The sequence below is a fragment of the Cycloclasticus sp. P1 genome, from assembly GCF_000299965.1.
Taxonomy (GTDB): Bacteria; Pseudomonadota; Gammaproteobacteria; order Methylococcales; family Cycloclasticaceae; genus Cycloclasticus; species Cycloclasticus pugetii.
The window spans coordinates 1,886,310-1,907,582 of record NC_018697.1; the positions used below are offsets into that span (position 1 = coordinate 1,886,310).

Here is a 21,273-nt window from a genome sequence, read left to right on the forward strand (position 1 = left end):
CTTACAGCGACTAAATCAATGCTTTTTATGCTTGAGATTTAGTAAAAATCTACTCTTAACTTTAATCTAATTCTCAAGTCGAAGCAAAGCTAGTTGATTCTCCTCATTATTGTATTTTTTTTAAAACTTTGGCAGGCCATCATCATTCAGCTGTTCTTGTTTTAGACTGAGCTTTTAAAAAGCAATGTCAGCTATAGTTTCGATAGAACCAAGTTACCTATATGATCAACCTGACATTGCCAACCAGCGGCTAGGTACGTGGTTGCCACCTGTTCAACAATGAGCGCTTCCCCATTAATTACGTCATTCGACATTAACTCTTTTCGTTGGTAAATGTGCATTCCATCATCCATTTCAACAGGCACCTTACCGTCTTTATCACGTGAACACTGTTCAACTAACCTAGGCTTCGGCATTTCACCCGATAATGACACCCTCAGATTAACTAATTCAACGGCCAGCTCTAGATCATGCCCATAACGGCTCTTATGCATCGTATGAAAGTCTTTAATCACTGTCGCCGAATCACTCCATTGTATTGGCAACGTATACGACTGACCGACATACCTTAGATCAACCAGGTAGTTTATTTTTATATCGTCTAAGGACACGCCTTCCGCCATTAACTCTGCTTGGCCTTGCCTCACTAAAGTTAAAAAACCATGCTCTATTTGCTCAACAGCTACATCATCCAACCGCCCTAGTAAGCTTCGGGACAACTCACGCGAGCGTGGCGCTGCTAACATCCCAAAGGCAGACAGCACACCCGAGTTAACAGGGACTATGGCTGTTTGCATTCCCAAAGCCTCCGCTAAAGCACACACATGCAAACTGCCTGCCCCACCAAACGTCATTAAGGCATATGGCCTTGGATCAATACCACGCTGAATTGAAATAACACGTAACGCTCGTGCCATATGTTCATTCGCTAACTTAATAACCCCTTGCGCTGCCTCTTTAGGTTCACATCCCAAGTCTGCCGCTAAGCTCTCCATTGCTTGATTTGTCGCCTTTATATCTAAGGGCATATCACCACCAAGAAAATAACGCGTATTAATTCTAGCCAAATATACATTGGCATCAGTTACTGTTACTGCCTGCCCACCTTTGCCATAACAAGCTGGCCCAGGTGAGGCACCCGCAGATGCAGGTCCAACACACAGCAACCCACCTGCATCAACAGATGCAATAGAGCCACCGCCTGCACCAATGGTATGCATATCCACCATTGGAACCGCAACGGGATAACCCTCAATTTGCCCCTCGTTTGTTAACGCTATCGCACCATCTAATAAGGCCACATCCGTAGACGTCCCCCCCATATCCAACGTTAACAGACGATCAAACCCTGCTTTTTCACCTATGTGTAATGCGGCCATTAATCCACCAGCAGGGCCAGACAAAAGCATTCGAACCGCTTGTTTACCTGCCTGTTCTGCGGCTATCGTTCCACCAGAACTTTGCATCACAGAAACGGATGATGCTTTAACTGCTGCTCTTAGTCTATCTAGATAACCAATGACTAACGGCCCAACATAAGCATTCAACCAAGTCGCCATACCGCGTTCATATTCTTTATATTCAGCCAAAACCATCGATGAACGCGATACAAATAAACCTTCAGGCATGGCCGCCTCTAATCGCCTTTCTGCTGCATCATCTAAAAAAGAGAATAATAAATTAATCGCAACTGCTTCTGGTTCTGGTTCTAGATAATTTATTTTTGAAATCAATGTTGCGATCTGCTCATCGCTTAGCGGTTCAATCACTTCACCCTGCGCTGAGACACGCCCGCCCGTTTCCAAACACAAGTTTGAGGGCACCGGCGGCTCTTCCGGTTTTGGGTTTAAGTTGTAAAGCTCTTTCCTTGCTTGGCGACCTATCGTTAACATATCCGCTAAGCCATGGTTTGTCACAAAGCAGCAACGGACACCTTTTTTTTCTAATACAGCATTGGTCGCCACTGTTGATCCATGCACAATCAACAAACTTTCATTATCAACGCCTAAGGCATTAATGCCTTGCAAAATAGCTTTTTCAGGAGCCTCTGGGGTTGAAAGCACCTTATGAATACGCACGCCTTGATCGTCTATGTAAACAAAATCGGTGAAAGTGCCGCCAGTATCTATACCTAATAACATGAAAAAAGCTCAACCTTTTAAACCTGTATTTTTACATGCCTCTATAATAGATTCATCCCTATTTATCTGACCATCGTTGCTTGAAAGGAAGTCAGGCACATATTAGACTCCTTCGTTTAACCCCCTAAACTAAGATCACAGATACTAAATTTGATGAGCAGCCTAATAGAAGTTAACCATTTATCGCGTCAATTTGGTCACCATTGTGCTGTTGACGATGTAAGCTTTTCGCTTAATAAAGGCGAGGTTCTTGGCTTTTTGGGGCCAAATGGGGCTGGTAAATCAACCACCATGAAAATGATTTGTGGCAACTTAACACCCACCGTCGGTGAAATTAAAATTAATGGTTATGACATTATCGACCAACCCAAACTTGCCAAAGCTGAATTAGGGTTTTTGCCTGAAATACCCCCTGTTTATCCAGACCTGACGGTAGATGAATACCTGCGCTACTGCGCCAAACTGCACGGTTTACGTAAACACGCCATTAAACTCTCTGTAGAACGTGGAAAGCTAAAATGTGGTTTAAGCGACATGGGGCATCGTTTAATTGGCAATTTATCAAAGGGTTATCAACAACGCGTTGGTATTGCTCAAGCTATTTTACATAACCCATCGGTGATTATTTTAGACGAACCCACGGTTGGCCTAGACCCTATTCAAATTTTAGAAATTCGTGAACTCATTCGTGAACTTGGCAATGAACACAGTGTCATTTTATCCACTCATATACTGCCCGAGGTTCAGCATTCATGCAGTAGAGTACAAATCATTCATCACGGAAAACTGGTATTAAATGAGCCTGTTGAAGGCTTATCTCGCAGAATGACGTCTTCGAGCTTAATAGTGCGCTTTCGTCAACAACCGAACGAGGAAGTACTGCAAAACGTGCCCAACATAACAGCCCTTGAAGCCCTCGACACCGGGCAGTACCTGATTCAGCATACCCAAGGCACTAGTATCTCAGAAACGATAGTCGAGCTGTCGGTAACAAATAACTGGGGCTTGCTAGAGTTGACACCTCAGCAACACGATATGGAACAAATTTTCCTTTCACTCACTCAACATTCAAATAACCATGAATAGTTTCACGATTGCCAGCCGAGAACTGCGCAGTTTATTTCTGTCACCACTTGCGTGGACCATTCTCGGTGTTAGCCAGCTTATTTTGGCCTACATGTTTTTAACACAAATTGATTATTATTTAGCGATACAACCCAAACTTATTGGTATACCGGGTGCGCCTGGCGTAACCGATCTGATTGTCGCACCGCTGTTTGGTAATGCTGCTGTCATCTTGTTACTTATTATTCCACTGCTAACCATGCGAACCATCAGTGATGAACGCCGCAACAAAACCATTAGCTTGCTGTTTTCTGCTCCCGTCAGTCTAACTGAAATTGTGCTTGGTAAATTCCTTGCCATTTTTGCTTTCTTACTGATTATTCTTTTATCCATCACCCTAATGCCGCTCTCGTTATTGACTGTAGGCGAACTCGATATAGGCAAGCTTTTCGCCTGCCTACTTGCCATGGTCTTACTGATGGCTTCGTTCAATGCGCTAGGGCTTTACATGTCTGCTATTGCCTCTCAACCAACGGTTGCAGCAATCGGAAGTTTTGGCGCTTTATTACTCTTATGGATTATTGATTGGGCTGGTAACAGCAGCAGTGTGCTTGAATATATTTCTATCATGCGACATTTCGAAAACTTACTACGCGGCTTAATACACTCGACTGATATTTTTTACTTTATTTTGTTTATAGCCGGGTTTTTAATTCTCAGCATTCGTCGATTAGATAACGACCGTTTACAAAAATGAAAATATCCCGCAAAGCACACCAATTTATTCGGCTGCAAAATGTCGTTTTCACACTTTTATTTCTTGGCGTACTTGGCCTACTCGCTTGGCTAAGCACACAATATACCGCCCAATTTGATTGGACAGCCAATAGTAGAAATTCGTTATCTACCCCGAGCATCCAATTACTGAAACAATTAACACACCCCATAGAGGTAGACGCGTACGCCACTGAAAATGATATTTTACGCCAACAAATCTCTGAGCTTATCGATAAATACAGCCACCATAAAACAGATATTACATTAACCCTTATTAACCCCGATATACGCCCTGACCAAGCACGTGAAGAAGGTATCACCGCCGATGGTGAGTTAGTGATTCGCTATAACGGTAAACGCGAATCACTACAACAGTTAAACGAGCAAGCCTTTACCAATGCCCTACAAAGGCTTGCTAATAGTGATCAGCGTTGGGTTGTTTTTCTCACCGGGCACGGCGAGCGCAACCCAGCAGGCCATTCAAATTATGACTTTGGCCTATTCGCAAACGAATTAAAAAACAAAGGCATTAATAGCCAAACCATTAATCTAATGGATACGCCATCCATACCAAACAATACATCCTTGCTCGTCATCGCTGACCCACAGGTAAATTACCTAGCCGGAGAAATCGACGTGATAAAACAATATCTTGCTAAAGGTCGGGCATTATTATTGTTGGGCGAACCTAATCAATCCGAGCCTCTTAAGCCTTTAACTGAACTGTTAACGATTCAACTCTTGCCCGGCACTGTGGTCGACGCCACTACCCAAGTCTTTGGTATTGATGACCCAACCTTTGCCTTGGTCACCGCATACCCTAACCATTTAGCAACCAAACATTTAAAGGCTATGAGCTTGTTTCCAGGCGCCGCTGGACTCAGTCTATTAGCTAACAGCCCTTATCAAGCCGCCCCCTTATTATCTACGCTGGAACGTTCATGGACAGAAACAGGTGATATTGAAGGGCAAATACAATTTGACCCCGATACGGATGAAAAGCAGGGCCCCATTACAATTGGTTATGCGCTGAATAAAAAAGATGACAATACCAAAGAGCAGCGCATTATTGTTTTGGGCGATGCGGATTTCTTATCCAATACTTTTCTTGGTAATGGCGCTAATTTAGACCTTGGTCTTAGCCTGATTCAATGGCTAAACCACGATGACTCCTTTATTGATATTCCTGCAAAAACAGCGCCTGATACCACACTAGAAATAAGCCAACAGTGGTCGCTTATTTTTGGTCTTGGGTTTTTGTTTCTGCTACCGACCCTCTTTATCGTCAGTGGCCTGCTTATTTGGCTTAAACGCAAAAAACGTTAAGCTATGAAAAATCGTCTACTTATCAACTTGCTACTAATTACCTTAGTGGTCTGTCTAGGCATGATTGCCTGGCTAAAGCCCGGGCATGAAGCCCCTAAAAAAAACAACCTAGCTGGGTTAGACATCAACACTATTCAGCACATTAAGATCGAACGAACAGCGGCTAATACCATCGAATTAAAGCGCCTACAAAACCAGTGGTACTTAACCCAGCCTGTCAACACACTAGCCTTAGCAGGCAAGGTAGAAAGGTTACTTAAAATATCTCAAATCAAACCAACCACTAGCTACCCATTAGAAAAACAGCCACTCAGTCAATTTGGCCTAGATACACCAACAGTTAAGGTCTCTTTTAACAAAAAAACACTCCATATTGGCAAAACAGAAAGCGTTCAATCACGTCGCTACGTCAGCAACGACACACAATTATTTTTATTAGACGACACTTTTTTACATCATCTAACCGCGCCTGTTGATGCTTATATTGACACTCGGCTGATACCCAATAACGGTCAGATTATTGGCTTAAAAACACCCGAGATAACGCTTCAACGACAAGAAGATAATACTTGGAAAAATATCCAATCACCCACTGACGAGCTCTCATCAGACGCGGTTCAAATGCTTCTCGATGAATGGCGATTTGCCCGCGCTATTACTGTTACTACAAAATTCGACGCCACACCTACCGAACAGATTATTATTTCTCTCTACGAGCAGCCAAACTTGACCTTTCATTTAATAAAGCAAAAAGACAGCGTCTTGCTAGTCTCCAATGATAAAAAACTTGCATATCAGTTTAGTGATACAAAATATAAGAAAATGACAACTCTACCGAGATTGGAGACACCCGATGCCTGAGTTACCAGAAGTCGAAACGACTCGTCGCGGAATTGCCCCTCATATTGAAGGCAAACAAGTTTCACAGGTCATTGTCCGACAAGCAAAATTACGTTGGCCCGTTAGCCCAGAAGTTTCCACCTTATTACCGGGTCTTTGCATTAACCATGTTAAACGTCGTGCAAAATACCTATTGCTTGAAACCGATAAGGGCACGTTAATTATCCACCTGGGCATGTCGGGTAGTTTACGCATCGTTCAGGCTTCAACGACACCAGAAAAACACGAGCATATTGACATTATTTTTAGTAATAACACCTGCTTGCGCTATAAAGATCCGCGCCGTTTCGGTTCGCTGTTATGGTCAACAGATGTCATTGAAAATCACAAATTAATACAACACCTTGGGCCAGAGCCTTTATCCGACGCATTTAATATTGACGATTTTTACCCAAAGGCTCAATTAAAAAAAACACCCATTAAAAGTTTTATTATGGATGGGCAAGTCGTTGTCGGCGTTGGTAATATTTATGCTAGCGAAGCATTATTTCAGGCAGGCATTCACCCTAAACGTGCCGCTAACAAGGTTTCTAAAAAGCGCTTGATTAACCTCGTTTTTGCCATTAAAAAAATCCTAGCGCAAGCTATACAACAAGGCGGCACAACGTTAAAAGATTTTGTTAACAGTGACGGCAACCCTGGTTATTTTCAACAAACACTTAATGTTTACGGGCAAAAAGACAAACCTTGCCCAAGGTGCAAAGCACCCATTAAACAAATCATTATTGCTCAACGATCGACCTTTTACTGCACCCACTGCCAACGTTAAATACTTGACGAGCTAACGCCTGCCAATAACGTTTTTTAATTCTTTATTAGGCATACCCTCCTAATTCCTATAGAGTTATAGCTCTAAAGGGAGTTTGCTTGTTTCAGTTAAAAAATAAATTTATTAACCAATTATTCGGCAGTTTTATGGACCTGCTGCCAATTTTTTCAGTGGTTCTTTTTTTTCAGTTATTTATTCTGCGCCAACCCATCCCCAATATAGCGGATATAGCTATTGGTACAGCTTTTGTTGTACTCGGCTTAACGCTGTTTATTCAAGGTCTTGAAAAAAGCCTATTCCCCATTGGTGAGACCATGGCCTATGCGTTTGCTAAGAAAGGTAGCTTATTGTGGTTACTAGTCTTTGCCTTTTCATTAGGCTTTGGCACCACTGCAGCCGAACCCGCCTTAATTGCTGTTGCCGACGAAGCAGCACGTATTGCAGCGGAAGGTGGCATGATCGAGAAAACTAACAAAGCAAAAGAATCTTATGCTTTTGGTCTTCGGTTTACCGTTGCCTTCTCTGTGGGCTTTGCCATTTTGTTAGGGGTACTAAGAATTATTCGTGGCTGGCCTCTGCATTATTTGATTATTCCAGGCTATATCGGCGTTGTGGTGATGACTTTTTTTGCACCCGAATCAATTATCGGTATTGCCTACGATTCAGGTGGCGTTACTACGTCTACTATCACAGTCCCCTTGGTAACCACTCTCGGCGTTGGCTTAGCCTCAGCCATTCAGGGCCGCAACCCAATGACTGACGGTTTTGGCTTAATTGCCTTTGCATCACTCACCCCGATGATTTTTGTGATGGCATACGGGGTCATTTTATAATGATATTGCTGGCGGAATTGTGGAGCACTTTCTTAAGTACCTTACGTGATGTCGCGCCAATTATTTTTGTTATCCTTTTCTTTCAATTGGTCATTATCCGACGACCATTTAGTCATTTGAATAACTTAATAACCGGAATGGTTTACGTAGTTCTAGGGATGACTTTCTTTCTTGTGGGTTTAGACAAAGCCCTTTTTCCTTTAGGCACCAGCATGGCCGAACAATTAACCAGCCCAGACTTCATCAACCCAACAACCGATCAACGTATTTCTATTGCTTGGCAAGACTATTATTGGGTTTATATTTTCGGGGGCTGTATTGGCTTTGCTACAACATTAGCAGAACCTGCTCTTATTGCTGTTGCTATCAAAGCTCAACAAATTTCTGGTGGTACTATTAAAGCTTGGTACCTAAGGTTGGCTGTGTCTATTGGTGTTGCAGTTGGTATTTCACTAGGGACATTTCGAATTGTAAGCGGCATTGATTTATATATGTTTATTATTGCTGGCTACGTCGTTGTCATTATCCAGACTATTTTTTCACCAAAACTCATCATTGGCCTTGCTTATGATTCAGGTGGCGTTACCACATCAACCGTCACCGTACCGTTAGTTACCGCATTAGGTATCGGTTTAGCTTCAAGCATTCCTGGCCGAAACCCATTGATGGATGGTTTTGGCCTTATTGCCTTTGCCAGCCTGTTTCCCATCATGGCTGTGTTAGCCTACGCACAATTTGCTGAGTGGGTAAATCATCGCGCACAACTTAAACAAGCAGACCAAATAGGAGAATAAAATGCACTTTAAACTCATTATCGTCTTTGTTGATGACAACAAAACTGACAAAGTCCTTAAAGCGGCTAGAGAAGTAGGCGCCACCGGCGCTACTATTATCAATAATGCACGCGGCGAAGGTATTAAACAGCAAAAAACATTCTTGGGTCTAAATTTAGATACTCAACGAGATGTTTTGCTTTTCTTGGTCGAAGAACATTTAAGTCGAAAAATTATCGAAGAGGTATCACGAGCGGGTTTATTCGATGAAGAACCGGGCAGCGGCATCGCCTTACAAATAGATGTTGAAGATGCTATTGGCGTGCTACATCAAGCAAAAAAAATTACCCAATCAATAGAGACAGAACTATGAATGATGCAAAACTTATCACCGTACGCGATGTGATGAAAACCGAGTTTTATATGATTGATGGGACAGCCACCATCACAGAAGCTATTAGAATGATGAAAAAAAATAAAACCTCGGTTTTATTTGTCGATAAATTTCACGAACATGATGAGTATGGCGTGATTAATGCGGGCATTATTGCAAGACTTGTTTTAGCAAAAGATAGAGCTCCCGACCGTGTCAATGTATACGAAATAAATGAAAAGCCACTCATTAACGCACACCCCGACATGGATATTCGTTACTGTTCTCGTTTATTTGCGCGCTATAATTTGATGCGCGCACCGGTTATGGAACAAGGCAAAATTATTGGTGTTGTCAGTCCTATTCAGCTAGTGCTTGATGGTTTATGTGAAATTACTGGCATTTGTTAATTAGCCGTATAAAAAGCTCATCAAAAACGCAGCAACGCGATTTATTTTGCTGTGCTTAAAGGTACTGACTCAACAATAGCTGCCCCAGATCCTCTACGGTCACTGGCGGCAACAAGTTTATTAGACTTTTTATCCCACAAGACTGCGTGCATATTGCCATAATGCCTTCCAACAGACTTTAGTTTGTGGCCTTTTTCGGTCAACTCCAGCAAAGTTTCTGCTTTAAAAGTATCTGGCTCATGTTGAATAACATCCGGTAAGTATTGATGATGATAACGTGGCAAGTTGACCCAAGATTCAGGACTATGTCCTTGCTCGGCATCCAAAATACCCAATAACACCATACTAATAATTCGGCTGCCTCCTGGTGTACCCAAAACGCCCACTTTTTCCTCTGTTTCAATAAAAGTTGGAGACATGCTCGATAACATTCGCTTACCTGCTGCGATTGCATTTGCCTCTCCGCCCACCAAGCCGTATACATTTGGCGTGCCTGGCTTAATAGAAAAATCATCCATTTCATCATTCAACAAAACACCCGTCCCTTGAGGCACAAATCCAGAACCAAATGGGTAATTAATCGATAAAGTTGCCGCCACACGGTTACCCCTTTTATCGATCACAGAGAAATGCGTTGTATCATGTCCTTCAATTTCGTTTAAACCACTAATGTGTTGACTGGGTGTAACCTCATCTAGCCTTAAATCTTTAGAGATAGTATGAGCATACGACTTTTCACTCAGCTCACTTACTGGCACGCTGACAAAATCACTATCGCCCATATGTAATGCGCGATCACGGTACGCTCGTTTCATTGCTTCAACCACAACATGAATTCGTGTGGCTTCGTCCATCGTTGACAAGTCATATTGTTCTAAAATATTTAGCGCAATAGACAACACCAATCCACCCGATGAGGGCAAAGCAGCACTGGTCACCTTGATATTTTTATAATGCGCAACCACCGGCAAACGCTCTTTCACTGTGTATCGAGCCAAATCCTCTTTGGTCCATATGCCCCCAGCTTGTTGCACACCTTTTACTAACTTATCTGCAAGCTCTCCACTATAAAACCCATCAAAACCTTGTGTTGCCAATAACTGCAAAGTATTAGCTAAATCGTTTTGTATAATGTTTGCGCCCAAGGCAGGTACCTTTCCATCACTTAGGAAAATAGCCTTCGCAGAGTCATTTGACGCTAAAACCGCCTGACGAAATTTAGCCAATCGCTGGTAATGCTCGTTAACTAAAAAACCGTCTTTAGCCAGCTTTATCGCCGGCTGCAAACTATCCGACAGTGCTAATACTCCATAATGCTTTGCTAAATGATCTAAAGCAGCTGGTAAACCCGGAATACCGGCAGCTAATGCCCCATCGACCGAGGCATTCTTAATTGGCTCACCCTGACTGTCTAAATACATATCACGTGTGGCGGCCAAAGGCGCTACTTCACGCCCATCTATCATCACTTGTTTACCATCATGTTGGCGATGTAATAACCAAAATCCACCACCACCCAGTCCAGAACCGAAGGGTTCGACAACTGCCAGTGCCGCACTAACGGCAATGGCTGCATCAAAAGCATTACCTCCTTGGTTGAGCACACTAAGTCCTGCTTGAGTTGCCGCCGGGTGTGCACTTGCTACTGCTTGTTGATGCAGCTGTGTGGCAGGGGTTGCATACGCTGTTATTGCAAATAAAATACTGGTGAAAAAAAGAATTTTTTTCATTTTTTTAATCCTCATTTGTCGCCATTAATTGCTGATATTTCAATAAAAGCTGATCGTTAGTTTCTTCGTTATTCGGATCTTTTGGTATACATTCAACGGGGCAGACTTCCACACACTGAGGCGTATCAAAATGCCCGACACACTCTGTACAAAGGTGAGAGTGTATTTCGTAAATTTCTTCGCCCATAAAAATCGCATCATTCGGGCATTCAGGTTCACAAACATCACAGTTGATGCACTCATCGGTAATAATTAATGACATTTTTCTAATTCACCTTAGCTAAAATAGCTTTTTCAATCTCATGCGGAACAAAATCACTGACCTGCCCACCAAGCCGTGCAATATCGCGCACCAAGGTCGAGGAAACATCACACCAGTCAGGGTCGGTTGTTAAAAATACCGTTTCTAATGCTGGCATCATTTTTTTATTCATACCTGCCATTTGTGATTCATATTCAAAATCCGCAATGCTGCGAATGCCTCTAACAACAATATTGGCTTTATGTTCTTTTGCTAAATCAACCAGCAGGCCATCAAAAAACACCACATCAATATTGTCATATTCACATAATGCTTGTTTTGCCATATCCAAACGCTCTTGGCTTTCAAATAAAGGTGACTTACCTGCACTTTTTGCAACCGCCACCACTATCGTATCGAATAATTTGCTGGCTCGCTGGATACTATTAATGTGTCCATTTGTCATCGGATCAAACGTTCCAGGGTAAATTGCTTTTTTAATCATTTGCTTCTCGATGATATAGGTAATAGGCCACTTGACCTGTTTTTTTTTGTCGGTGCTCTGTCCAGTTTTTTGGCAGAAAATCTAAATTTAGCGCGTTTTCGCATTCCAAATAAATAACAGCATCATCCGATAAGCAGCCACTTTCTTCAAGCCGTTTCACGCATTCACTAAGTTCACCTTGCTTAAACGGTGGGTCAAGAAAAACAACATCAAATAGCGCATCTGTTTGTTTACGCTTATCGTTTAAAACATCCAACGCCATTCGTTGCATTAATTGAATATTATCTGCTTTTATCAGTTCTTTATTCGTCCTTAGTGCCTTTATTGCCTTAATATCTTTTTCCACCATTAAAACAGAACGCGCACCACGCGATGCCGCCTCAAACCCTAATGCACCACTACCTGCATATAAATCTAAACAATTAGCTTGCGGTAAGTAAGGTTGCAACCAGTTAAATAGTGTTTCACGAATTGGGTCTGTAGTTGGACGCAAACCGTCAATACTAGGAAATTCGAGTTTACGCCCTCGCCATTGTCCACCAATGATACGAACACGGTTTCCCTTAGCAGCCATTAATCTTTTTGTACGACAGATTGGCCAGCAGTTACCATGACCATTTTTTCCATCTTCAGATGTCTTTGGAAAGCTTGTTTTATTTGCTGCTGTGTGACCGCTTCTATTTTCTGCATATAGCTATTTAAATAATTTAAGGGCGCACCACTAACAACGATTCTCACCACATTTCCTAACAATTTTTTATTGCTGTCTAACTTAAGCGCGAAGCCCCCTATGATATTTTTCTTAGCGGCCATTAGCTCTTCATCTGTTGGTCCGTCCTGTATAAAAGTTCGCAACGTTTGTTTAACAGCCATTGACGCTTCCTTTGCTTTTTCATTACGTGTCTGTAGGCCCATTACAAACGGCCCCTTTTGAATCATCGGGTGAAAGTAACTGTAGGCACTGTAGGCCAGCCCTCTTTCTTCACGAATTTCTTTAACAATGCGTGAGCTAAACCCGCTGCCACCGAGAATATGGTTACCCACATACAATGGAAAGTAGTCTGGATCATTATGCTGTAATACCGGCAAACCATACAGTAAGTGCGTCTGCTCAGATGGATATTCTAGATGAATAACCTTACCTTTTTGCGGCGTCAGCACCGCTTCAATCGGCGCCGCTTTTTTACCCGCTAACAAATCAACCACCAACTCCTCCACCATGCGTTCGGCCTGATCACGCGAAATACCGCCGACTAAAACAACCGCAAGGTTATTGGCTACATAATACTGCTGATAAAACTGCTTTAAGTCGTTAACTTGAATCTCTTTCACCGTACTTTCGACACCTTGTATTGCATGCGAATAAGGGTGGTTTTTATATATTTCTTGGTAGAGCGCCAATTGCCCCAGTACTCCCGGTGACTCTTGGCGCTGCTTAATCCCCAGTAATGTACGAGCCTTAATTCGATTAAAGTCCTGCAGAGGAAAGCTCGGTTTGCTTAATACTGCTTTCAATAACTGCCACGAGGTTTGTAGCGCTTTTTCATCTGTTAAGCTTCGGTAACTAATTGTTGTTAAGTCACGCGATGTTGATGCGCTGAGTTGCGCCCCAACACTGTCTAGTCGCTCTGCAATATCTTGCGCATTAAGCCCCGCTGCACCTTGAGTCAGTAAAGCACTGGTTAACGCTGCCACGCCATTTTTATCTCCGTCCGCTGAACTGCCTGCCCGCAAGACTAGTTGTGCGTCTAAAATTGGCAACCCTTCAGTTGGCACAAAATATACCTGAACGCCGTTATTTGTTTGCCAATGTTGAATACTTGGAAGAGCCAGCGATAACGGGCTGAGTAACAACAGAACACTGCTGACTATAACCTTTATTTTAATTTTCATTAGCGTCCCCCATCGGCAGCATATGAACGACTGTTAAATGATCTTCAATCAAATATTGTTGTGCAACGGCACGAACTTGCTCAGCCGTCACAGCGTTTACTTTTTCAACATAATCATGCGCTTTTTGCCAACCAACACCTACAGTTTCAAGCATACCCAACTGCATCGCCTGATAAAAATTGGAATCTTTTTCATACACCGATGCAGCTATCACTTGCGCTTTAACCCTGTTCAATTCTTTTTCCTCAATTAAATCCGTTTGCAAGTTTGCTATTTGCTCCACTAAGGCCTCCTCAAGCTGTTGAATGCTTTTATCTGCAGCCGGCGCACCATCAAACAAAAACAATGTCGGTAGCCGAGCATTCATGTCGTACCCTGCACTGGCACTGGAGGCAACTTGAGAACCCCGTACTAAATTTGAGGGCAATCGTGCGCTACTACCGCCGCTTAAAATACCGGATAACACCTCTAATGCGTACACATCCTCTTCATTCTGCACAGTGTTGAGCACAGGTACTTTATAGCCCATCAATAAATAAGGGACTTTAGCATTCTGCTTCACAATACTACGTCGCACACCCACCTGTGGCACTTCTGTTCTTTTTTTAATCGGCTTAAACGCGACCGCAGGAATAGGCTCAAAATATTGTTCTGCCAACTGAAAGACCTGCTCATGCTGAACATCACCGACAACCACCAGTGTTGCGTTATTTGGCGAATACCACTGTTTATACCAAACCGCTAAATCCTCTAGTTCCATATCTTTTAAGTCCTGCATCCAACCAATGATAGGGTTTCGATAGGGACTACTGGTGTAAGCCAGTGCTTTAAAGTATTCGTACGCCTGACCTCGTGGTTTATCTTCAGTACGCATACGGCGCTCTTCCATAACCACTTGCAGCTCTTTGCTGAACTCCTTTTCTTGCAACTTTAAATTTTGCATCCGTTCTGCCTCAAGCCGCAGACTTACCTCAAGGCGTGAGGCCTCCATGGTTTGAAAATACGCCGTATAATCAGCACCGGTAAAGGCGTTTTCACGACCGCCATTTTCAGCAATTATTTTAGAGAACTCACCCGGCTCTAGGTTTTCTGTTCCTTGGAACATCATATGTTCTAGTACGTGCGATACACCGGTAATACCATCATGTTCGTAACTAGCCCCAACTTTATACCAAATTTGCGACACCATAACGGGTGCTCGCCGATCTTCTTTAACCAACACTTTTAAGCCATTTTTTAGCACTTTTTCGTGTACCATATCAGGCAGAGTTTCTGGCGAAGCAAAACTGTTCAGCGAATAAACGATATTCAGAATAAAAAGTGCCACAAATAACTTCTTCATTTAGTTCTCACTTAACTTTAAAACGAATTTAGAATAGGGATTTTACGATAAAGTTCCCACCAATAGACACAATATCATGTTTGGATTTGGCAAAAAAAAAGATACCGACACAACTAAGCAGCCGCCTGTCGAAGAACCTAAAGAAGGTTTTTTTGGCCGCTTAAAAAACCAGTTAACAAAAACACGCAGCGGATTGACCGGTGGTTTAGGTAATTTATTTTTAGGGAAAAAACAAATCGACGACGATTTGTTTGAAGAATTAGAAATGTTACTGCTAACAGCTGATGTCGGCATTGAAGCCACTCAACACATCATTTCAAATTTAACTCAGCGAGTTGCGCGCAAGCAGCTAGCCGACCCACAGGCTCTCACCCAAGCACTTCAAGAGGAGATGCTATCGATCCTTGAGCCAAACCAACAAGCTTTAACCATTCCTGACAGTGACGGCCCTTTCGTTATCTTAGTGGTCGGCGTTAATGGCATGGGTAAAACGACGACCATTGGTAAACTGGCTAAACGTTTACAAGCCGAGGGCAAAAGTGTCATGTTAGCGGCTGGCGATACATTTAGGACCGCTGCGATTGAACAACTACAAGAATGGGGAAAGCGTAACGACGTTGAGGTTGTTGCTCAACATACTGGGGCTGACTCTGCTTCGGTTATTTACGATGCCTTTGAGAAGGCAAAAGCGCGCAACATTGACGTCTTACTGGCAGACACTGCTGGCCGCCTACATACCCAAACAAACCTAATGAATGAGTTAAGCAAAATCAACCGTGTTATTAAAAAACTGGATGACAGCGCGCCACACGAAACCATGCTGGTTCTTGATGCAGGCACCGGACAAAATGCCCTCGCCCAAGCTAAGAATTTTGATAAAGCCACTCCACTAACTAGCATCACTCTTACGAAATTGGACGGCACCGCAAAAGGTGGTATTATTTTCGCCATTGCCAATCAATTCAAACTACCCATTCGTTTTATTGGTATTGGTGAAGGCATCAATGACCTACGTCCTTTTGATGCCGCCGAGTTCACAATGGCTCTATTTGAAAAATCTGAAACTGACCATTAGCGCTCATGCTTCAATTTATCAACGTCAGCAAACGTTACCCTGGTGGTGCCGATGCGCTTAAAAACGTTAATTTCGAGTTAGAAAAAGGCGAAATGGCCTTTCTTACCGGCCACTCTGGCGCGGGTAAAAGCACCTTGCTAAAACTTATCGCGATTCTTGAACGTAGCACGCAAGGTCAAGTGATGCTCGACAACCAAAACATTGGCCGCCTTTCCAAACGGCTTGTTCCCTATGCTCGACGTAAAATTGGCATGATATTTCAAGATCATCGTTTACTGCATGACCGTACCGTTTTTGATAATGTCGCCTTACCTTTAATTATTGCTGGACTGGATCGTCATGAAATTCAACGCCGTGTTCGCGCAGCGTTAGATAAAGTCAATTTACTTGGAAAAGAAAAGCGCTACCCCATCACTTTGTCTGGCGGTGAGCAACAACGTATTGGTATTGCACGGGCAGTTGTTAATAGGCCGCCAATGATTTTAGCCGATGAACCAACAGGAAACTTAGACCCTGCTTTATCCGAAGAAATAATGCAATTGTTTGAACAGTTTAACCAAGTGGGCGTGACTGTACTGGTCGCAACTCATGATATTGCCCTTATTGAACGCATGAATTATCGAACATTAGTACTTTCTCAAGGTGAAATAGTGAGCAATCATGGCTAGTCGTCGACAAAACGTACAAAGACCTACTAGTCTATTTAGTTTACGTGCTTACGTGCTAATTCACTTGCATACTTTTTTTGCCAGCCTTGGTCGTTTTTCAAGAGCACCCTTTAACTTTATGATGACGGTCAGCGTCATTGCCATAACATTATCCCTGCCGTCCGGTTTATTAGTTTCTATTAACAACCTTCAATCACTTAGCGGGCAAATTGACTTAAACAACAATATTTCATTATTTCTTGATCAGTCGGTCAGCCTTGAGCAAGCGTCGAAACTCAGTCAGGCACTACATGAACATGATCAGATCACCCAATCGCTTTTAATTAGTAAGCAAGCAGCTCTAGAAGAGTTTCAGCAATATAGCGGATTTGGTTCAGCCATTAACGCACTTGACAGCAATCCATTACCGCATGTTATCCAAATCACCCCTATTATTCAGCTAAACAACCGTGAGGCACTAGAGGCCCTGGTTAATGAACTTAAACAACGAGCCGATATCGAACTGGTCCAACTGGATATGGGCTGGCTCGACCGGTTAAATGGCATCCTCAACATAGCCCAGCGTGGTGTTAGCATTATCACTGTATTACTGGGTTTTGCTGTACTCTTAATCGTTAGCAATACTATACGATTAGAACTGCAACACCGTCGTGATGAAATTGACATCACTCGACTAGTGGGTGCAACACGCAGTTTTATTATGCGCCCATTTATCTATAGTGGTTTTTGGTATGGTTTTCTGGGTGGTATTTTCGCTTGTTTGCTGGTTAATTTATCTGTGTGGCTAATTGATGGTCCCACCAGTTCTTTATCTGCCTTATATAATAGCTCGTTCAGCCTTAGCTTTATGCCTTTAGGGCATGCTATTTTATGGGTTATCTTCTCTATCAGCCTTGGTATTATTGGTTCATGGCTGGTGGTTAGTCGATACTTATCAGAACTAGAAAACTGAGTATCATAAAGCCTTTAAATTGCTTTATAAAATGAACCTTTGTTATACTTGCTGGTCTTATATTGTGAGTGTTAAGTTATTCAAGCACACAAAAGGAGGGATAGTATGACTCATGCTTTAGCATTACCTAATCAATTATCAGCTGGATCTTTAGATGCTTATATAGCCTCTGTTTCCTCTGCGCCTGCGTTAACGGTAGAGCAAGAAAGAGATTTAGCAAATCGTTTACGAAATGAAAATGATTTAGAAGCTGCTCGCATGCTCGTTTTATCTCATATGCGTTATGTTATCCATATTGCCAAAAGCTATAGTGGCTATGGCCTTGCACTGCCAGATCTCATTCAAGAAGGTAGCATTGGCTTAATGAAAGCCGTTAAACGCTTTGACCCTGACATGGGGGTTCGTCTTGTCTCGTATGCCGTACACTGGATTAAATCTGAAATTCATGAATTTGTAATCAAAAACTGGCGTATTGTTAAAATTGCGACGACAAAAGCTCAGCGCAAACTGTTCTTCAACTTAAGAAAGCACAAAAAGAACCTAGCATGGCTAGACGAAAATGAAGCTGACGCTATTGCAAATGACCTGGGTGTCGATAAATCTGCCGTTTATGAAATGGAAAAGCGTTTGAGCAATTTTGATATGGCTTTTGACGGCCATCAAGATGACAACACAGAATCAGACGAATTGATTCATACGCCTGCGACATTTGTGACTAAAGAAGAACACGACCCTGCTACTTTACTAGAAACATACAACGAAGAGGCTCACGATGCTTCTCGCTTAAATACTGCCCTTAGCAACCTTGACGATAGAAGTCGATCAATTTTAGCAGAGCGCTGGTTAAGCGAAAAGAAATCAACTTTGCATGAGTTAGCAGATAAATATCAAGTCTCTGCTGAACGTATTCGTCAATTAGAAAAAAATGCGATGAATAAGGTAAAGCAAGAATTAATTGAGTATAGAGCCTCTTAAAACCGCCTAAAGCCCAAGAATATCACCTTGGCTTTAGGCGTAGAGTCAGCTGTTTCCCGACTTGTATCATCTCGACCTGCTTTAAAAAACTCATCCCTAATAAAACAACCTCACCATCCATATGTGGGTTGATATGTGCCGCAACATTTTTTAGTTCAATCGACCCAAGGCTAACCGACTCAAGCGTAACCCGATACACCACAATATCACCATTGGCGGTTCGCGTTCTTTGCGGGTAACCTTCCGGCAATCCCATCTGTTTAGCAACTTTAGCGGGAATACTGATATTGGTGGCTCCAGTATCCAAAACAAACATAACCCAATGACCATTCAATTTGCCATTCGCTACATAATGACCTTGTTTATTTTGTTGTAACGTTACCTCAGCCACACCATCCAAGTCATAGATAACATCAGGGCGCTCGTTGGGGTTCGCTTGCAAGTCAAGGTATCGATCGAAGCCTATCACTAACATGGCTAAAAGGCCCAACCATGTTAGCCAGACCATTATTTTTGAAAGCTTAGTATTCGGTTCTACACTTTTCATTAGCAAATATTACACACACTTACGGCTCACCGCATTATGACAGGTAGTTATTTAACTCGCTGTTGTGTAACGGTATTAAATATTTTGCTTATTTAAATCAAAGATAATGATCGATAAGTAAGGCGGCGAATAACAGCATTAAATATAGAATTGAGTATTTAAATGCTTTCATTGCAATAATGTCATCCGCTGTTTTCTTAAGCAGCACCGCATAATATAAAAAACCGAAACCTAAGCCGATAGCACTAACCAAATAGAGCATGCCACTCATGCCTGTCAAATACGGCAATAAACTCACTAATATTAATAAAACCGTATAAAAAACAATGTGTAACCTAGTAAATTCGGCGCCATGAGTCACCGGTAACATCGGAATATCTGCTTTAGCGTATTCCTCTCTTCGCGCAACAGCCAGTGCCCAAAAATGTGGCGGCGTCCAAATAAAAATAATTAGGAATAACAATAAAGCATGTGGGTCAATTGTCGATGTAACCGCACTCCAGCCCAATACAGGAGGCGCTGCACCCGCAGCACCACCAATAACAATGTTTTGCGGAGTAGCATGCTTCAAATAAACGGTATAAATAACTGCATAACCAATTAATGAAAGAAAGGTTAAAAAGGCTGTTAACTCATTTACCAGAAAGATTAGCACTAGCATTGCAATAGCACCAATCGTAAAGGCAAATCCAAGCACCTGTGTACCGTTCAAATCCCCATGTGGTAATGGTCGCCCTTTTGTACGAGCCATTTTGGCATCAAATTTTTGATCTAGGTAATGGTTAATCGCTGCTGCTGAAGATGCTGCCAAACCAATTCCAATCGTGCCGAATACCAATGGTTGCCAAGGCACCATGCCCGGCACTGCTAAAAACATTCCAACCACTGCCGTAAAAATAATCAGCAGGACTACCTTAGGCTTACATAATTCGTAATAGCTTTTCCAACTAATAGTGTTAGTGGAATCATTAATCATCTGTTCACTCAAAATATAACCCTAAATTATAGTACTGGCTTACCAAGCCTAAATCTTACATACACTACACTTAATAAAAGTAATGCTGCTACTGCATTATGCGCGACAGCAACGTGTAGAGGCAAATTTAGCAACACATTTAATATGCCCAGCATTACTTGCATAAATAATAAAGCACCAAGCATTATTGCTTCTTTGATGGCACTTAAACGGATCAGTAAATATATCAAGAAACTAAATAATATAGTCGTTATTAAGGCGCCTATACGATGCACCCAGTGTATAGCTGCACGCGCTTCATTACTTAACACACCAAACTCATAGTCCACACCCAAGCCACGCCATAACACAAACCCTTCTTTATAATCCACAGCTGGGGTCCAGCTAGTACCAAAGCATGTCGGAAAGTCTGGGCAGGCCAACGCTGCGTAGTTTGTACTTGTCCAGCCGCCTAAGGCAATTTGCACGACTAGTACTAACAGAGCAACTGATGTAACACTCCTGACAGTGTTTTTTTTGTCTGTCTGTGCTAACCGTTTTGTCTGAATACGCAACAACAGCAACAATAACAAACTAAGTGTTGCTAACCCACCGAGCAAATGACTCATAACAATCGCCGGTTTAACCAACAAAGTTACTGTCCACATTCCAAGCGCCCCTTGAAACATAACTAACAATAATAATAACGTCGTTAAGCCTCGCTGACCAAGCTCTGGTTGCCTCCAAGCCATAATCGTTAATATTAGTATGACAAGACCTAGGCCACTAGCAAAATAACGGTGTATCATTTCCTTCCACGCTTTAGATACCTCTAGAGGGCGCTCAGGGTAATGCTCAGCGGCATGCGCAACACCTTCATGCGATTCGTCGACAATGAGGCTTCCGTAGCAACCAGGCCAGTCTGGGCAACCTAGCCCTGCATCTGATAAGCGAACATATGCGCCCAATACAACGACAAACAAGGCCAAGAGTATTGCAAAAATAGTTAAGTTTCTGAACATG

23 protein-coding genes are annotated in these 21,273 nt (G+C 42.5%); 13 read left to right on the plus strand and 10 right to left on the minus strand.

The genetic code is table 11. The features are described from left to right. Positions 1-191: 191 nt before the first annotated feature. A complete protein-coding gene (locus tag Q91_RS09095; RefSeq protein WP_015006595.1) occupies positions 192-2,141 on the minus strand; it encodes a hydantoinase/oxoprolinase family protein in 1,950 nt (649 codons plus the stop codon). Between the two features lie 153 nt (positions 2,142-2,294). Between Q91_RS09095 and Q91_RS09100 the strand changes: the two genes are divergently transcribed. The 9 genes from Q91_RS09100 (at position 2,295) to Q91_RS09140 (ending at position 9,367) form a co-directional block, all read left to right on the plus strand. Continuing rightward, entirely contained in the window at positions 2,295-3,227 is a 933-nt protein-coding gene (locus tag Q91_RS09100; protein ID WP_015006596.1) for an ABC transporter ATP-binding protein, read from the plus strand. Next, positions 3,220-3,963 carry an ABC transporter permease subunit gene (locus Q91_RS09105; RefSeq protein WP_015006597.1) on the plus strand — a complete coding sequence of 248 codons (744 nt, stop codon included), beginning with the start codon at positions 3,220-3,222 and terminating at the stop codon, positions 3,961-3,963. The genes Q91_RS09100 and Q91_RS09105 overlap by 8 nt, the downstream gene beginning before the upstream one ends. Further along, positions 3,960-5,309, plus strand: coding sequence for a GldG family protein (locus Q91_RS09110; RefSeq protein ID WP_015006598.1), 1,350 nt, complete (start codon positions 3,960-3,962; stop codon positions 5,307-5,309). The genes Q91_RS09105 and Q91_RS09110 overlap by 4 nt, the downstream gene beginning before the upstream one ends. Positions 5,310-5,312: 3 nt before the next feature. Beyond that, positions 5,313-6,170 carry a DUF4340 domain-containing protein gene (locus Q91_RS09115; RefSeq protein WP_041230535.1) on the plus strand — a complete coding sequence of 286 codons (858 nt, stop codon included), beginning with the start codon at positions 5,313-5,315 and terminating at the stop codon, positions 6,168-6,170. Continuing rightward, on the plus strand, positions 6,163-6,978 hold the full coding sequence (gene mutM, locus Q91_RS09120) for a bifunctional DNA-formamidopyrimidine glycosylase/DNA-(apurinic or apyrimidinic site) lyase (protein ID WP_015006600.1): 816 nt from the start codon (positions 6,163-6,165) through the stop codon (positions 6,976-6,978). The genes Q91_RS09115 and mutM overlap by 8 nt, the downstream gene beginning before the upstream one ends. Before the next feature lie 98 nt (positions 6,979-7,076). Continuing rightward, entirely contained in the window at positions 7,077-7,811 is a 735-nt protein-coding gene (locus Q91_RS09125; RefSeq protein ID WP_015006601.1) for a DUF1538 domain-containing protein, read from the plus strand. After that, a complete protein-coding gene (locus Q91_RS09130; protein ID WP_015006602.1) occupies positions 7,811-8,605 on the plus strand; it encodes a DUF1538 domain-containing protein in 795 nt (264 codons plus the stop codon). The genes Q91_RS09125 and Q91_RS09130 overlap by 1 nt, the downstream gene beginning before the upstream one ends. Before the next feature lies 1 nt (position 8,606). Next, positions 8,607-8,957, plus strand: a complete 351-nt coding sequence (locus Q91_RS09135) for a P-II family nitrogen regulator (RefSeq protein WP_015006603.1) — start codon at positions 8,607-8,609, stop codon at positions 8,955-8,957. Continuing rightward, positions 8,954-9,367, plus strand: a complete 414-nt coding sequence (locus Q91_RS09140) for a CBS domain-containing protein (RefSeq protein ID WP_015006604.1) — start codon at positions 8,954-8,956, stop codon at positions 9,365-9,367. Before Q91_RS09135 ends, Q91_RS09140 begins: the two co-directional genes overlap by 4 nt. 41 nt (positions 9,368-9,408) lie before the next feature. Here Q91_RS09140 and ggt read toward each other — a convergent pair whose 3' ends face one another. The 6 genes from ggt to Q91_RS09170 are packed head-to-tail and all read right to left on the minus strand — an operon-like array spanning position 9,409 to position 15,078. Then, positions 9,409-11,097: a gamma-glutamyltransferase gene (gene ggt / locus Q91_RS09145; RefSeq protein ID WP_232228632.1), complete on the minus strand. Its 1,689-nt coding sequence runs from the start codon at positions 11,095-11,097 to the stop codon at positions 9,409-9,411. A gap of 4 nt (positions 11,098-11,101) precedes the next feature. After that, positions 11,102-11,359: a YfhL family 4Fe-4S dicluster ferredoxin gene (locus Q91_RS09150; RefSeq protein WP_015006606.1), complete on the minus strand. Its 258-nt coding sequence runs from the start codon at positions 11,357-11,359 to the stop codon at positions 11,102-11,104. Between the two features lie 4 nt (positions 11,360-11,363). Further along, positions 11,364-11,843, minus strand: a complete 480-nt coding sequence (gene coaD / locus Q91_RS09155) for a pantetheine-phosphate adenylyltransferase (protein WP_015006607.1) — start codon at positions 11,841-11,843, stop codon at positions 11,364-11,366. Further along, positions 11,836-12,417: a 16S rRNA (guanine(966)-N(2))-methyltransferase RsmD gene (gene rsmD / locus Q91_RS09160; RefSeq protein WP_015006608.1), complete on the minus strand. Its 582-nt coding sequence runs from the start codon at positions 12,415-12,417 to the stop codon at positions 11,836-11,838. Before rsmD ends, coaD begins: the two co-directional genes overlap by 8 nt. Next, on the minus strand, positions 12,417-13,736 hold the full coding sequence (locus Q91_RS09165) for a pitrilysin family protein (RefSeq protein ID WP_015006609.1): 1,320 nt from the start codon (positions 13,734-13,736) through the stop codon (positions 12,417-12,419). Before Q91_RS09165 ends, rsmD begins: the two co-directional genes overlap by 1 nt. Further along, the gene (locus Q91_RS09170) at positions 13,726-15,078 is read right to left on the minus strand and encodes a pitrilysin family protein (protein ID WP_015006610.1); all 1,353 of its coding nucleotides are present in this window, start codon (positions 15,076-15,078) and stop codon (positions 13,726-13,728) included. The genes Q91_RS09165 and Q91_RS09170 overlap by 11 nt, the downstream gene beginning before the upstream one ends. Positions 15,079-15,154: 76 nt before the next feature. Between Q91_RS09170 and ftsY the strand changes: the two genes are divergently transcribed. The 4 genes from ftsY to rpoH all read left to right on the plus strand — a co-directional run bounded on the left by ftsY (position 15,155) and on the right by rpoH (position 18,748). After that, positions 15,155-16,153 (plus strand): signal recognition particle-docking protein FtsY, encoded by a 999-nt coding sequence (gene ftsY, locus Q91_RS09175; RefSeq protein ID WP_015006611.1) that lies wholly within the window; start codon positions 15,155-15,157, stop codon positions 16,151-16,153. A 5-nt stretch (positions 16,154-16,158) separates the two neighbouring features. Further along, on the plus strand, positions 16,159-16,821 hold the full coding sequence (gene ftsE / locus Q91_RS09180) for a cell division ATP-binding protein FtsE (protein ID WP_015006612.1): 663 nt from the start codon (positions 16,159-16,161) through the stop codon (positions 16,819-16,821). Further along, positions 16,814-17,773 carry a permease-like cell division protein FtsX gene (gene ftsX, locus Q91_RS09185; RefSeq protein ID WP_041230536.1) on the plus strand — a complete coding sequence of 320 codons (960 nt, stop codon included), beginning with the start codon at positions 16,814-16,816 and terminating at the stop codon, positions 17,771-17,773. Before ftsE ends, ftsX begins: the two co-directional genes overlap by 8 nt. Positions 17,774-17,878: 105 nt before the next feature. After that, positions 17,879-18,748: an RNA polymerase sigma factor RpoH gene (gene rpoH, locus Q91_RS09190; protein ID WP_015006614.1), complete on the plus strand. Its 870-nt coding sequence runs from the start codon at positions 17,879-17,881 to the stop codon at positions 18,746-18,748. Positions 18,749-18,770: 22 nt separating this feature from the next. Here the strand turns inward: rpoH and Q91_RS09195 are convergent, their stop codons facing one another. The 3 genes from Q91_RS09195 to Q91_RS09205 all read right to left on the minus strand — a co-directional run bounded on the left by Q91_RS09195 (position 18,771) and on the right by Q91_RS09205 (position 21,272). Continuing rightward, positions 18,771-19,295 (minus strand): TIGR02281 family clan AA aspartic protease, encoded by a 525-nt coding sequence (locus Q91_RS09195; protein ID WP_041230537.1) that lies wholly within the window; start codon positions 19,293-19,295, stop codon positions 18,771-18,773. A gap of 97 nt (positions 19,296-19,392) precedes the next feature. Then, a complete protein-coding gene (cyoE, locus tag Q91_RS09200) occupies positions 19,393-20,283 on the minus strand; it encodes a heme o synthase (protein WP_020932131.1) in 891 nt (296 codons plus the stop codon). 14 nt (positions 20,284-20,297) lie between these two features. Next, positions 20,298-21,272, minus strand: coding sequence for a heme A synthase (locus Q91_RS09205; protein ID WP_015006617.1), 975 nt, complete (start codon positions 21,270-21,272; stop codon positions 20,298-20,300). Position 21,273: the final 1 nt, after the last annotated feature.

Bases quoted from the DNA above. Each gene is read 5' to 3' on its own strand.
- Q91_RS09095 (WP_015006595.1), bottom strand. From the start codon at position 2,141: ATGTTATTAGGTATAGATACTGGCGGCACTTTCACCGATTTTGTTTAC.
- Q91_RS09100 (WP_015006596.1), top strand. From the start codon at position 2,295: ATGAGCAGCCTAATAGAAGTTAACCATTTATCGCGTCAATTTGGTCAC.
- Q91_RS09105 (WP_015006597.1), top strand. From the start codon at position 3,220: ATGAATAGTTTCACGATTGCCAGCCGAGAACTGCGCAGTTTATTTCTG.
- Q91_RS09110 (WP_015006598.1), top strand. From the start codon at position 3,960: ATGAAAATATCCCGCAAAGCACACCAATTTATTCGGCTGCAAAATGTC.
- Q91_RS09115 (WP_041230535.1), top strand. From the start codon at position 5,313: ATGAAAAATCGTCTACTTATCAACTTGCTACTAATTACCTTAGTGGTC.
- mutM (WP_015006600.1), top strand. From the start codon at position 6,163: ATGCCTGAGTTACCAGAAGTCGAAACGACTCGTCGCGGAATTGCCCCT.
- Q91_RS09130 (WP_015006602.1), top strand. From the start codon at position 7,811: ATGATATTGCTGGCGGAATTGTGGAGCACTTTCTTAAGTACCTTACGT.
- Q91_RS09135 (WP_015006603.1), top strand. From the start codon at position 8,607: ATGCACTTTAAACTCATTATCGTCTTTGTTGATGACAACAAAACTGAC.
- Q91_RS09140 (WP_015006604.1), top strand. From the start codon at position 8,954: ATGAATGATGCAAAACTTATCACCGTACGCGATGTGATGAAAACCGAG.
- ggt (WP_232228632.1), bottom strand. From the start codon at position 11,097: ATGAAAAAAATTCTTTTTTTCACCAGTATTTTATTTGCAATAACAGCG.
- Q91_RS09150 (WP_015006606.1), bottom strand. From the start codon at position 11,359: ATGTCATTAATTATTACCGATGAGTGCATCAACTGTGATGTTTGTGAA.
- coaD (WP_015006607.1), bottom strand. From the start codon at position 11,843: ATGATTAAAAAAGCAATTTACCCTGGAACGTTTGATCCGATGACAAAT.
- rsmD (WP_015006608.1), bottom strand. From the start codon at position 12,417: ATGGCTGCTAAGGGAAACCGTGTTCGTATCATTGGTGGACAATGGCGA.
- Q91_RS09165 (WP_015006609.1), bottom strand. From the start codon at position 13,736: ATGAAAATTAAAATAAAGGTTATAGTCAGCAGTGTTCTGTTGTTACTC.
- Q91_RS09170 (WP_015006610.1), bottom strand. From the start codon at position 15,078: ATGAAGAAGTTATTTGTGGCACTTTTTATTCTGAATATCGTTTATTCG.
- ftsY (WP_015006611.1), top strand. From the start codon at position 15,155: ATGTTTGGATTTGGCAAAAAAAAAGATACCGACACAACTAAGCAGCCG.
- ftsE (WP_015006612.1), top strand. From the start codon at position 16,159: ATGCTTCAATTTATCAACGTCAGCAAACGTTACCCTGGTGGTGCCGAT.
- ftsX (WP_041230536.1), top strand. From the start codon at position 16,814: ATGGCTAGTCGTCGACAAAACGTACAAAGACCTACTAGTCTATTTAGT.
- rpoH (WP_015006614.1), top strand. From the start codon at position 17,879: ATGACTCATGCTTTAGCATTACCTAATCAATTATCAGCTGGATCTTTA.
- Q91_RS09195 (WP_041230537.1), bottom strand. From the start codon at position 19,295: ATGAAAAGTGTAGAACCGAATACTAAGCTTTCAAAAATAATGGTCTGG.
- Q91_RS09205 (WP_015006617.1), bottom strand. From the start codon at position 21,272: ATGTTCAGAAACTTAACTATTTTTGCAATACTCTTGGCCTTGTTTGTC.